Origin of the sequence: Dyella sp. (genome assembly GCF_036568765.1) — a bacterium.
In the GTDB taxonomy this organism is placed as follows: Bacteria; Pseudomonadota; Gammaproteobacteria; order Xanthomonadales; family Rhodanobacteraceae; genus GSA-30.
In genome coordinates this window covers 20,993-34,303 of record NZ_DATCRY010000084.1, presented here as the reverse complement: position 1 = coordinate 34,303, position 13,311 = coordinate 20,993, and the positions used below count along the sequence as shown (strand labels likewise).

The following is a 13,311-nucleotide window of genomic DNA, read 5'->3' as shown; positions in this document are numbered from 1 at the left end:
CGCTTTCCGTCCTTCTGACCGTTGTCCGCTTCGTGAACCGCTACGCCCTGGGCCAGTATGCGCACGATCAACATGGCCGCACGACGAATGTCGTCCAGCGACGATCGAGCCTCGATGGCTTCGAAGAAAAGAGGGTGAGGGGCAACCCGCTTTCGAACCCTGCGGGCAGCGCTTGCCGTATCATCGACATCAGCCATGACAACTCCTATTTAGTTGATTGTGGTCAGCGGGCCGTATGGGCTGCCACCCATGCGGTCCGCGCTTAGCTACTCCGAGCAGCTACATCGTTCGCATGCATGCCGTACAAGCAACTCATGCGAACGATAGGTAGAACATTGGCACAAATGCCGATGAATGTCCTCCCAACATTTTTTACTTGCCGCACTGATTTTTTCGCACGTTTAGTGCGTGACAGTGCGGCCCATCGCTTGCGTCTGGCGCATAAGCAATGCAAGCACCAGCGCACCGATCAAGGGAATGACGATCAACACCGCGCGCACGCGCATATCCAGATGCGGCAGACCGAACCAACCGCCCGCAAGCAACGGCACCGCGGCGTTGGCTAGCAGGCGTGCAAACTCCAGCACGTAGCCGATGCGCCGCGCTTCGGTCAGCGAACCCAACGCATACAGATTGAGCAACAGGAAAACCGCATAGCCGATCAGTTCCGTCGCCGGCAGGCGCTTGGCCAGATCCAGGAAATGCACGCCCATGCCGAGCAGTAAGGCAAATTGCACCAGGCTGTAGATTACCAGCGGTGTCGACAGCGCCGGCTTGAAACGCTCGCGCGCGATATCGAATGCCGGCTTGGGAAAGCGCTCGGCCACGTCGGCCGGCCGCCAGCCCGGCGGCTTGATCCATACCAGCAGCTTGTCGCGCCAGCGCCGCGCATGCCAGGCGTCCTTGAGCGTGGCCCAGTAGACCTCGGCATTCGCCCAGAGCGGATTCCAGCTGCGCAAGGGAGCGCGCGTGCCATAGACCGGCGGATCCTCGTCGTTCTCTTCGACGAAGGTGCCGAACATACGATCCCAGATAATCAGCACACCACCGTAGTTGCGATCCAGGTAGCGATCGTTCACCGCATGATGTGCACGGTGATTCGATGGCGAGCAGAACACGCGATCGAACCAACCCAGTCGGCGCACGACTTCGGTATGCACCCAGAACTGGTAGAGCAGGTCGATCAATGCGACGACGATGAACACTTCCAGCGGATAGCCGACGACAGCCATCGGCAGGTAGAACAGCCAGCCAAGCAAGGTACCGCTGCCGGTCTGACGCAGCGCGGTGCTCAGGTTGTAATCCTCGCTCTGGTGATGCACGACGTGCGCGGCCCAGAGAATGTTCACCTCGTGGCCGAGGCGGTGCAGCCAGTAGTAGCAGAAGTCGTAGAACAGCAGCGCCGTTACCCATACCCACACGCTGTTGGCCGGCAGATGGAACAAGGACAAATGCTCCACGCACCAGGCATAGATACCGATGGTCAGCAGCTTGGTGAACACCGCGGCCACCTGGGAGATCACACCCAGCGATAAACTGTTGATCGCATCGCTGCTGTGATAGACCTTGCGTCCCTGCCAGCGCGCCACCAGCAGTTCCAGCGCGATCAGCGCAAAGAACACCGGCGTCGCCCAGGTGATGATGATTTCCTGCGTGTTCAAGACCGCGCCCCTCCCGGCTGCCGCACCCGCGGGCCGAGTGTACCGCCGTTTACCGTTTCAAACGCTTAGCGCCCGTCGACGGCCTTGCGGCCGATCGCCGGGTCGTCGGTAAAGAAGGCGTCGACGCCGGCATCGAGGTAGGCGCGGATTTCGGCGATCGAACCGGCTTCGTTGAACTGCCGCGGGTCGGCGCCTTGCCAGAAATTCTTCGCCTGGAAATGATTCTCGGGGCGGAAGGTGTAGACATGTACTTCCAGCCGCGCCGCATGCGCATCGCGCACGACAGCCGTGGGTGCATCCAATCTGCCGTCCGCCGCCAACGGAATGATCTGGCGGATATTCGGACCGATGGCGTCGGCATAGCCAGCGATATCGCGCAGACCCATGGGCTTGAGCATGTCGGCGTAGGTCAGCTTGCCGCCTGCCGCCACCACGTCGTAAGGCTGCATGGCAGGCTCGTCGATCAATTGCAGTAGACGGATATTCGGATGGTTGCTGCCGAGCCTGCTGCGCAGGTAGCGCAGGTTGGCGATTTCGAACGACTGGATTTCCACCGGTGCCGTACGGGTATAGGCGTGGGAATCGAGCGCAGTCAATACACGTTGCTCCATCGGCAGGCCGATCTTCTGGAAATAGGTACCGTGCTTGATCTCCGGGATGATGCCGATGACACGATCGTAGGTAGCCGATTCCGCGGCGACGAAATCGATGATTTCGTCGAAGGTGGGAATCTGGAACTGGCCGTCATAGCGGGTATCGCGAAACTGCGGCAGGCGTTCGCGAGCGCGCAGGGTTTTCAGTTCGGCCAGGCTGAAATCTTCGGTGAACCAACCAGTGACGTCGTGACCGTCGATGCGCTTGGTGGTCTTGCGGCCGGCGAATTCCGGGTGCCTGGAGACATCGGTGGTACCGCCGATTTCGTTCTCGTGCCGCGCGACCAGCACGCCGTCGCGCGTCATGACCAGATCCGGCTCGATGAAGTCTGCGCCGTCGGCGATGGCCTTGGCATAAGAGGCTAACGTGTGTTCCGGGCGTAAGGCGCTCGCGCCGCGGTGGCCGATGACCAGGACCTTGGCAGCAAGGGGGGCTTCGTTGGCTTGCGTTTGGGGCATGACGGCAATGATCGCGAGAGCGGCAAGGGCAGAGAGTAGCTTTTTCATGGGTGCAGCGTAGTGCGGTGGATGTTGCGGTTGTGAGGCAGCAAGAGCCCCCTCACCCAACCCTCTCCCCCGGCGGAGCCAGGGGAGAGGGAGCAGGCAGCGCAAGTGCGAAGTATTGAGGCTCACCTCAGTCAGGCTCCCTCTTCCCTGGCTCCGCCGGGGGAGAGGGTTGGGGTGAGGGGGCAGCCCTACGCTAGCGCGACGCCTCATTCATCTTCAGCCACACCTGATAAACAGGCCGCTCCACCGGCACCCCGCCCTCGCACGTCGTCAACCGGCACAACTGAGCGGTCAGCAATGGCACATGCTGCACGATCACATGGAAGATCGCGTTCTGCTCCAACTCGCCATGAAAAGCCGAAGCACCCGGTCCATGCGCGAAGATCGCCACATCCTCGCCACCATGTGTTTCATCCTTCTGCGGCACGGTCGCTTCCTGCATGTAATCCGGTGCATTTGTCGCGACGTTGCTCAGATCTGGCCGTCCTTTCGTTGCCGCCTGAAACGATTCGGGTTCGTGCGGAAAACGTTTCGGACCTTCCGGCTGCTTATCACTGGCACCGGTATAACCCGGGCCGCTCGCGAATCCGAGCGTGGTGTAAGGCTTGCCGGTAGCGTCATGAGCCAAGCCCGAGCCGCCCTCTTCGTCATAACTATCGGTGGCACCGGCAACCAGACCCAGAATGTCGTTACCGCGCTTGGGGTAACCCGCAAAGGTGAGCGTATGGCTATGATCGGCAGTCACTACGATCAAAGTCTCGGCAGGATCCGTGCGATCGAGCGCGGCCTGCACCGCATCGGCAAAAGCAACAGTTTCGTCCAATGCGCGATAGGCATTTCCCGCGTGTAACGCGTGATCGATACGCCCGCCTTCGACCATCAGGAAGAAACCCTTGCGGTTCTGCTCGAGCACATCGATCGCACTGGCCGTCATCTGCGCCAGACTCGGCTCACCCGCGCCATCGCGTGGACGGTCGTGCTCGTAGTTCATATGCGAAGGCTCGAACAAACCGAGTACCTGTGGCGTATGCGTAAGATCCAGCGTATCGAGCTGCTTCGCATTCCAGACGTACGCTCCTTGCGGATGGCGTGCCTTCCATTCGGCGATCAGGTCTCGCCCATCGGCGCGTTGACCGACCTTGGTCGGATACTCCGGATCGGTCTGGGTCGATGGCATGAACTCGGTGCGGCCGCCGCCCATCGCCACAGTCAGGCCGCTACGACCGGGAAAATCCACCAGCTGCGCTGCGAAATCCTTGCAGCCGTCAGCACGTGCCTGGGCACTGAGCTTGCTGTCGACTTCCCAATTGCGCTCCGGCAGATGTCCGTACGTTGCCGCGGGCGTGGCATGAGTGACACGCGTAGTAGTCACCGCACCGGTGCTCATGCCGGCCGACGAGGCCAGCTCCAGCATGGTGACCAGTTCCTGCCCCTTGCCGCCGGCACAGTCCTGTCGCTTGGGCACCTGCGAAACGCCGATGAAACCGGCGCGCGTCTTTACGCCGGTCATGATCGCGGTCATCGTGCCGGCCGAATCGGGCGTCTGCTGGTCGGTCTCGTAAGTGCGACTGAACGCGCTGAAAGGAAATTGCTCGAAACTCAACCGATAGCTTTCGCCGTCGAGTCCTTTGCGCTGCCCAGCGTACACATGGGCCGCGGCGATCGTGGTGATGCTCATGCCATCGCCGAGGAACACGATGACATTCTTCGCTTTCTGCGTACTGCCTGCTTCGGCGGCGAGGCGCGCGGCTTGCGCGGCACCATTGCGGAACCACCATGCCGGCGTTTCGCCGGCCGGCCGGTCGATCGAAGGCACCGCTATCGATGTAGGCGGCGCAACCGCCTGGCTCGCGCAGGCGGTCAGCAGGATAACGGAAGCGATAAAACAACTGCGATAGCGCATGGATATCCCGCACGACGGACCGGAAGCGCCCGATCATAGCCGAGGCATCGCAAGAAATTGCTACCGTCTTATGCCACCCGATGTGTCGAGCGGGGTGAGACGGCGCACTTTGCTATTCATGTCCGGTGCGCAATGCAGCCTTGCCGATGCCATAGAGCGGTCCATCGATCGGCGAAGTGAAGATCAGGCACAGGTCATGCACACCGGTTGCGGGTGTCAGCACACCTTGCAGGCGAAACTGGCGCGCCCCCTCCGGCGCGGGCAATGGCAGTGTGGCCAGCAGGGGACCATCGCAACGATCCTGGCGTACGACCAGCTCGCCGTGCGCGGTGCTCGCCGGATAGGACTTCACCAACTTGGCCTCGTGTGCCAGTGCGTAGTTACGTGGCAGGCGAGCTGCATCGATCTCGATCGCATGCACGCCATCGAGCGAGGCTGCGCGATACAGGCGGCAAGCATCGAAGACATTGATGTTGTAGACGGGTGTGACCGAGCTCGCATCGGGCATCGGCTGCACACGCAACGTGAAGTCGCTGCCGGGGCAGTTCTCCAGTTCGCCGCTGTTGCGGGCACGCAGATTGACCTGATCCAGCGCAAACGAGCGCGGCGCCGCCAGCACGGTACCGTCGGCAGCAAACGTGGCCGCGCGCAGCGTCGCGGGAAGATTCACGACAAACGGCCTGCCGTAGCGCGTCGAAGCTGCCGTCGGCTCGCTACCGTCCAGCGTATAACGCAACACGCCGGCACGCGCCTGGTTGGAGAGCGTTACTGTTGCCTTATCGTGGGCGATGGCGGCGTTGCGATCCAATACGAACGCGGGCGCAAAGGCGCTGTCGGCAGCCTCGATGCCGGTACCGCGATAGCGCTCAAGCTGAGCCGGCAGGCGCGCCACGAAGCTATCCCAGCGACGTGCGGCCTTGGGTGTCCAGGCCGCCTCGGCCAATGCGTCGAGACGTGGATACACCGCGTGCTGGATATGTCGCATGGTCGGCAGGTGTTCGGTCCATACGTTGGCCTGCACGCCGAGCACGTGCCTGGCCTGGCTCGCACTCAGCTCCGCCGGCACCGCTTCGAAACCATAGATATGCGCCAGATCCATCGCCGGCATGCGGCCGGTGTATTCGTCGTCGCGCGTGCTTTGCAGGCCATCGAAATACAGGTCCGGTGCGGGCGACAGCACGACGTCGTGACCTTGCCGCGCCGCGGCGACGGCGCCCTTGGTACCACGCCAGGACATCACAGTGGCGCTCGGCGGCACGCCGCCCTCCAGAATCTCGTCCCAGCCGATCAGGCGACGACCGTGTGCGGCGAGGTATTTGCCGAAATGCTCGATCATCCAGCTCTGCAGCGCGTCTTCGCTGCCGATGCCCAACGCTTTCATCTTTGCCTGGATCGCCGGCGAGGCCTGCCACTGATCCTTGATCGCTTCGTCGCCGCCCAGGTGAATGTACTGCGAGGGGAACAAGTCCATGACTTCGTCGAGTACATGTTCCAGGAAGACGATGGTGTGGTCGTCGACGTTGTACAGATAGGGATTGACGCCCCAATCGACCGACACCGGCGGCCGTTTGCCGGTGACGCCGAGTTCCGGATACGCCGCAACCGCGGCCTGTGCGTGGCCGGGCATGTCCAGCTCGGGAACAATGGTCACGTGGCGTGCGGCGGCATACGCTACCGTCTGGCGAATCTCGTCCTGGGTATAGAAGCCGCCGTATTGCTTGGGCTCGCCATCTTCGCCCGCACCCGGAGGGGTACGCCAGGCGCCGATGCGCGTGAGTTCGGGATAGCGCTTGATCTCGATGCGCCAGCCCTGGTCGTCGGTCAGGTGCCAATGCAATACATTGAGCTTGTGTAGCGCAAGCTGATCGATCACCGCGCGCACGTCTTCGATGCTCTGGAAATGACGGGCGGAATCGAGCATCAAACCGCGCCAGGCGAAGCGCGGCTGGTCTTCGATATGGACGGCGGCAAGGCTTACCTTGTCCAGCCCAGGCTTGGCCGTCAACAGCTGCCACAGCGTCACCGCACCGTAAAACAGGCCGGCGTCGCTGCGTGCTGCGATGCGGACGCCATGTGGCGTTATATCGAGCACATAACCCTCCGGGTGCGCGACGACGGCATGGGGATCTCGCTCGAACACGATCGCCGGCACTGCGGCGGTGCCGCCATGCAAGGTCAAATGCAGACCGTGTGCGCGTTCCAATTGCGCGAGCAGGTAATTGGCTGCCTGCTTACCCCCTTCATCGTCGGCGATCACCGGCGTATTCGCGTCGATAACCAATGTGCCTTGTGCGCGAACCGCTTTGGCCGGCAACGGAATCAGCGGCAGAGGCGCCTGTGCGGGCACTGCCATCGCGTTGGTAGCGCAACCGATCAGGGCGAGGCTAAGCAGGTGGCGCAACGTTTTCATCGCAACTCTCGGGGTTCCAAAGTCAAGGTCAATGCCGCGGAAGGCTGATCGCCAGCAGATACCAGGTATCGTGCGGCAGCCATTGCTCGGTCCAGCGCCAGTCGTCGTCCTTGCCGGTCTGCGCGTAGCCCAGGTCGAAGGCGATACCATCGGGATCGTCCAGGCCCGCGGTGATGCCGTTGACGATTGCGCCAGGCGCATTGGTGTACTGGTAGGAGTCGAAGAACATGTACGGCGCGTTGTTATGTCCGCTGGCCATCAGCATGCTGCTATCGAAGGGATTGCGACCGAGTATCCAATGCAACTGGTTCCAGGCATAGTCCTCCAGGTGTCGCTGGAAACCGGCATCGTCGCCGAATAGCGGCACGGCCAACCGGGCAGCGGCAGTCAGCGAAGCCAGGCGAGCGTTTTCGCCCTGCCACCATGGTGCCGCTTCGGTATCGTGCGGAAAGAAGAATGCAGCGCGTAGCTCGCCATTCGCGTTGCGCACCAACTGCCGCGCCAACCCGAAGGGATTGGCGGCCTTGTCTGTAATGCGCAATTCGAACTCCAGCGAGCGTCGCACGGTGTCGCGCACACGCGCCAACCGCGCCGGCTCGGCGATACCCGCGTACTCGACAAGCGCCACCACAGGCAGACCGGCATCGGAGGGATGGAAGAACGGGCGTACAGCATCGTCGGCACGCCAATAGTCTACATAGCCATCGCGGTTGACCAGCCGTGCCATCAGACGATCGGCCCGCGAATCGGCAGCGGCCCGCCAGCTGACGTCTTGCGTGGCCCGATAGAGCTCCACCGCGGCCAGCAGCGCGCAGTAATCGTCGATGATGTTGTCTTTGCCGTCGTACGTCAGTTCGGCATTGTGCGCATCGAGAAAGCGATAGGCGTCGACGGCGGTGCGCAAATAATCCTGTCGGGTGAAATCGCCGTCGGCATCCATACGACTGGCCAGGGCCAGCGCCGCGATCGCCATGCCGCCACCGGCACGAAAGCTGGCTTCGTACGCATGCGGGCCGTGAGCCGGCTGCTGGATCTGCTCGGTAACGTCACCGGGCTTGCGTTTGATCTGCGTGCGCCAGTTCGGATCGCCAATGCGGCGATCCCGCGGCAATTTGCCGGCACCCGGCCCATCGATGGATTGCCAGAACGACCCGTCCGGTCGCTTGTCGCGCACTAGGAAGTCCGCCCCGAACAGGCCTTCGTCGAGCAGACGACGCTCGTATTCGTTGAAGTTGCGGTCATGCCGCGCGTGCAGCGCCTGCCAGCTGCGTAACAAGCTCCATGCCGCCAGCGGTAGTTGCTGGGTGTTGAAGTAATTGGTGGGATTCTGGTGCGACAGGTGGATACCGTAGTCGCCCGTGGCGTCGTACCAGCCACCGCGCAGGTCCAGCGTGCCGGGCTTGCCGTCGGGATGCGGCAAGGCGCGGTCGGCCTTGTCGATCGAGCCGCTGGAGCGCTGTCCCTTGAAGTAATAGATGACGTTGGACAACGTGTGGCGTTCGAGCACGTTGTCGGCGATGTCGAAGGCCCAGGAGCGCTCGCCGCTGGTGGCGATGTAGTAATGCCCCGGTGTCGTCAGCGCGCTGAAATCCGCGATCGCGTAGCGATCGTTCCAGTGTCCTACGGCCACTGAAGCATCGGTGCGGCCCCTGAGCACTGTCTTGCCGCTATCGGCATCGACAACGGAGAAATCCACCGGCCCGGTTTTGTCCGACATGAGCACCGCTTGCTTGGGCGCTTGTGTGTCATAGCCGACCTGATCGATGAGGACCTTAGTCGTTGCTCCTGCCAGGGCGGGCAAGGCCATGGCAGCAGCCGCAAACCAACGATGGCGTTGCTTCATCGGGGCATCCTTGGAACTCCGCACCGAAAAATCGGGCCCGGCAAGTGTGCCGGGCCCTGGCGGGGAGGTGTTGCCTAAAACTTAGAACTTGAAACGCAGGTTGACGTAGTACTGGCGACCGTTGTCGTAGAACGAATAAGGCTGACGTCCATAAGCAGGGTTGACGGTGTAGTACTTGAACTTCGGATTGTTGAGGTTCATCGCATCCAGCGCGATCGACATCCAATCGTTGATGTTGTAGCTGACCGACGCTGCCAGGTTGCCGATACCGGCCTGGTAGAAGGTGTCGGTACGGCTTACGCCAGCGTAGAACGACGAACGGTAGGTGTAGCTGATACGTGCGTTGAAGTACTTGTTTTCGAAGTAACCCGAGACGTTGTAGGTGTTCTTCGAAGTACCCTGCAGCGGCTTGCCATCGTCGGCATGTCCACTAGCGAAGGTGTAGTTCGTTTGCACGCCGAAGTTTTCACCGATCGGCTGGACGTAATTCAGCTCCACGCCCTTGATGTTGCCGCCGACGTTGGTCGGCACACTGACCAGGTAGGTGGCGAACACATCATGCCCGGCATTGGTGCTGGCCTGGACGTCCTTGAACTGGATGGCCTCCGTACCGAAGTTGATGTAGTTATCCAGCTGCATGTTGTACACGCCGGCCGACACCAAGCCACGCGGGGCGAAGTACCACTCCATCGCCGCGTCGAAGTTGGTGGAGATCAACGGCTTCAGCTGCGGATTGCCGCCCGTGCCGGTATGGGTCAGGTCATCGAGTACATACGAGCCGGCCAGTGCCGAGTAGTCCGGGCGCGTCATCGTCTGCGACGCGGCGAAGCGGGCGATCAGGTCATCCGTCAGGTTGAACTTCAAGTTCGCGCTGGGCAGGAAGCGACCCGAACCGTTGTTGTAGTTGTTCTTGTAGTAGTCACCGAAGGCCGAGCCGGTGTATGGACCGGAGACGGTGAAATCGGACACCGAGCTGGTGTTGTAGTTGATGTCTTCCTTCGTATAGACATAACGCACGCCAATGTTGCCGCTCCAACGGTCGCCGTTGAAGTTGGCCTGCAAGTAGGCGGCGGAATCCTTTTCCTTCACCTTGTAGATGTTCTGCCAGTTGTAGCGGGCGATCGGATCGCGCGTGGTGTAGAGCTTGTCGAAAGCTGCCAACTGCGCCGGGCTGTAATACCAGATCGGACCGGGAGCAGTCAGGCCCAGGTCGCCATTGAAGCTACCCGGATAGTTCGACCACGACTGCGGATAGTTGGCCGGATTCTGCCAGTCACCGGCCGGGCCCTGGCCGATGTCGCTCTTGTTCTCGCGGGTGTGATCGGAGTAGCGGATACCGAAATCCAACGAGGACAGCGGAATATTGTCGAATGCCAGCGAGCCATCGGCCTGGAAGAAGTTTTCCTTATCCTTGATATGGATATTCTGGTCGCCGAAGATCCAGCCGGCCGAAGGGATGATGCCGGACGGACTGCTGTTGTCCCCGCCCATGGTCCAGTTGATCGGCTTACCCGTGCCACGCATATCCCAGCTCGCACCGGCACCCGCTCCGAAGCCAAGTTCGCTCACGTCCTGGGTCGGGCTGTCGCCCTTGCCCTGGGTGGTGCCGACCTGCCCGGTAAAGGTCAGGTGGTCGGTTGCGCGCCATTCGGCATCCAAAGTGGTGTAGGCAGACGAAGAGGCCGCACCCGGACGAGAGATCTGGTCGTACACGCCATATGGGGTCGGACTACCAGGCACGGGCGCAAATACCGCATTGGTCAGGACGTTGCCCTTGACCTGATAGCTCTGCAGGCCCGCGCCGCTATTGATGAACTGGCTCGCCCACATCATGTAGTTGCGGTTGAAGTTATCGGCCTTGAGCTTGGAATAGAAGCTATTCAAGTTCAGGGTCAGGTCATCGGTGACCTTCCATTGCAGATCGACCGTGCCACCCTTGCGAGTACGGGTCTGGGTAAACAGCGTCGAACCGATCTCGTTCGGATAGTACTTGCCGGCCAGATCCGGATGCTGCGCCACGATGTCGCCGCCTAGCGGCAGGTAGCCACCGACAACTTCCTGCCCATTACGCTGCAGGCTGCGCTTCTCGTAGAAGCCCTGCACCATCACGCCAAACGTGTTGTTGTCGTTTTTGTAGTTGAACAGGCCGTTGAACTGCGGTTCGGTGCTACTGGGCAGATCCGAGTAGACACCGCCAACCGACAGTTGAGTGGTGTACTGCTTGGAGAATTCGAGCGGCTTGCGAGTGATGATGTCGACCGTACCGGCCGCACCGCCTTCCTGCAGCTTTGCTTCGGACGACTTGTGTACCACCACTTCGCTGACGATTTCAGACGGCAGCAAGCTGTAGCTGACGCTACGACCCACTGTCTGAACCTGGCTGAGCACGAACCAGTCGCCGGTGCCCACCGTGTGGCCATTGACCAAGGTCTGGGTCATGCTGGGGTTGGTGCCGCGCAGGCTGACGCGATCGGCTTCGTCGAAACCGCCTTCCACCGCGCTGGACGAGCTGATGTTGACGCCCGGCAGGCGCTGCAGGGTGTCGGCCACGTTCTTGGCGGGCAGCTTGCCCACATCTTCGGCCGTGATGATTTCTACGTGTGCGTCGGCTGCCTTCTTCAGGTTCAGCGACTCGGCTTCGCTGTCGCGGATACCGACGACGGTGACCGTGCTCAGCTCCTTGACGTTTTTGTCGGCGGGCTTCTGCGTGTCGGTCTGTGCGGTGTCCTGGGCATGAATGCTGCCGGATAGACACAGGCCGGCGACGATACTGGCTGCGAGTAGAGACTTACGGTACGACATGGTTTCCTTCCTCCCCTCAGAGGCGAATCAACAGCGGTGGTGGTTGACTTGGCGTGCGATACGTCTGGTGTTGTGCTTGTCGTTCGATGCGAATGCATGCGGCATGGCGATGAGGCTTCCTTACCGGCCTGGCCGGCTATCCAGATACAACCCGGCTGCGCCGATGACCCCATGCTGGCCATGCTCCATCAGCCGCACGGGTACCTGTTGCAAATAGGCGCGCATCACGCCCTTGTTGAAAAAGCGTTCGGCAAAACTGCTGGCAAGCAGAAGCTCGCGAATCTGCGGCAGGATGCCGCCGGCGAGGAACACACCGCCGCGCGCGCCGTAAAGCAGCACGAGGTCGCCGACGAAGCTGCCGAGCAAGCCGCAGAAGACCTCCAGCGCTTCGATCGCGTTGACATCGCTGCGATCCAATGCAGCCTGGGTAATCTGGCTGGGTTCGTCCAGCAAGGCTTTGCGATCATGCAGGTGCGCAATCGCTCGATACAGATTGAGCAGACCGGGCCCGGACAAAGCGTCTTCGAACGATACGTAAGCGCGGTCGCGTGCCAGCCAGCGCAAGATATCGATCTCCAGCGCATTGCCCGGCGCAAGCGAAATCTGCCCGGCTTCGGTCGCAAGTACGGACGCGTGCGGCTTGCCCGGAAACAACACTGCCGAACCCAAGCCTGTACCCGGCCCCATCACCAGCATCGGCCCATCGGCCGGCGCGGTCGCGGTGTCGATCACCGGCATGGTGTCGGCCTGCGAAAGGAACTGCGCGGCATAGGCCACGGCTTCGAAGTCGTTGACCACGGCAAGCCGATCGATACCGAGGTTGTCGCGGATATCGCGGATCGACACCGGCCAGGGCAGGTTGTCGTTGACGATGGCATCGCCCAGCACATACCCCGCGCTGGCCACCGCGCACTGATCGACGCGCACTGCGCCGTCAAGGTGCTCGACAAAATCTTTCAGTACGGCGGTCAGGCTGGGCCAGTCCGCGCAGGCATAGCGCTGGTACTGATGCACGGTGATGGACTGGCGTTCGCCGGGCCGATGACTGACCAGGCCGACGCGTGCATGCGTACCGCCCACGTCCGCCGCCAGGAACATCCCGCCGGCTGCCGCCCCGCTAGCCCTGTTGTGGTTGACCGCGTCCGCCACGCCACTCCCCCGTCAAATCCCCGTCATGTTTCTGTAAAAACATGCCCCGATGCGGCCGGAGTCTGCGAACGGATGACAACGTTGTCAACATGCCATTCGGTAGCGTGTGGAAATTGTTATTGTGCGCCGCAACATGATCCGGCCTGGGGCCGGCCCGGGGGTGTTCGGCCGCATTCCCAGCGCCAAGCCATTTAGATCGATCAATAATGATTCGGCCGGCTTTTTTGCGCATTGCGCCATGACTCGTCGGCTCCCGTGCCGTCGGTCATGGCCGGGCACAAGCCGTTCTTGTCCTGTAGGAGGACAACAATTGACAACGTTGCTAGTTAGCCCCGATAAAACACCTCTGGGGAACCACTGCCCTTCGGGCTATCTTTAAGAGT

Annotated in this window: 8 protein-coding genes; all 8 read right to left on the bottom strand. The window is 61.5% G+C overall.

The window, feature by feature from the left end:
* Nucleotides 1–197 (bottom strand): hypothetical protein (locus VIM98_RS06560; RefSeq protein WP_331992298.1); only part of this gene is annotated, 197 nt, incomplete at its 3' end.
* A 204-nt stretch (nucleotides 198–401) separates the two neighbouring features.
* Nucleotides 402–1,661 carry a sterol desaturase family protein gene (locus VIM98_RS06555; protein WP_331992297.1) on the bottom strand — a complete coding sequence of 420 codons (1,260 nt, stop codon included), beginning with the start codon at nucleotides 1,659–1,661 and terminating at the stop codon, nucleotides 402–404.
* 65 nt (nucleotides 1,662–1,726) lie between these two features.
* Nucleotides 1,727–2,821 carry a glycerophosphodiester phosphodiesterase gene (locus VIM98_RS06550; protein ID WP_414650198.1) on the bottom strand — a complete coding sequence of 365 codons (1,095 nt, stop codon included), beginning with the start codon at nucleotides 2,819–2,821 and terminating at the stop codon, nucleotides 1,727–1,729.
* A 193-nt stretch (nucleotides 2,822–3,014) separates the two neighbouring features.
* Nucleotides 3,015–4,724, bottom strand: coding sequence for an alkaline phosphatase (locus VIM98_RS06545; protein WP_331992296.1), 1,710 nt, complete (start codon nucleotides 4,722–4,724; stop codon nucleotides 3,015–3,017).
* Nucleotides 4,725–4,836: 112 nt separating this feature from the next.
* Complete coding sequence (locus tag VIM98_RS06540; protein ID WP_331992295.1) at nucleotides 4,837–7,134, bottom strand: family 20 glycosylhydrolase; 2,298 nt, start codon at nucleotides 7,132–7,134, stop codon at nucleotides 4,837–4,839.
* Nucleotides 7,135–7,162: 28 nt separating this feature from the next.
* Nucleotides 7,163–8,977, bottom strand: coding sequence for a glycoside hydrolase family 9 protein (locus VIM98_RS06535; RefSeq protein WP_331992294.1), 1,815 nt, complete (start codon nucleotides 8,975–8,977; stop codon nucleotides 7,163–7,165).
* 81 nt (nucleotides 8,978–9,058) lie between these two features.
* Complete coding sequence (locus VIM98_RS06530; RefSeq protein WP_331992293.1) at nucleotides 9,059–11,779, bottom strand: TonB-dependent receptor; 2,721 nt, start codon at nucleotides 11,777–11,779, stop codon at nucleotides 9,059–9,061.
* Nucleotides 11,780–11,899: 120 nt separating this feature from the next.
* The gene (gene glk, locus VIM98_RS06525) at nucleotides 11,900–12,928 is read right to left on the bottom strand and encodes a glucokinase (protein ID WP_331992292.1); all 1,029 of its coding nucleotides are present in this window, start codon (nucleotides 12,926–12,928) and stop codon (nucleotides 11,900–11,902) included.
* Nucleotides 12,929–13,311 lie beyond the last annotated feature (383 nt).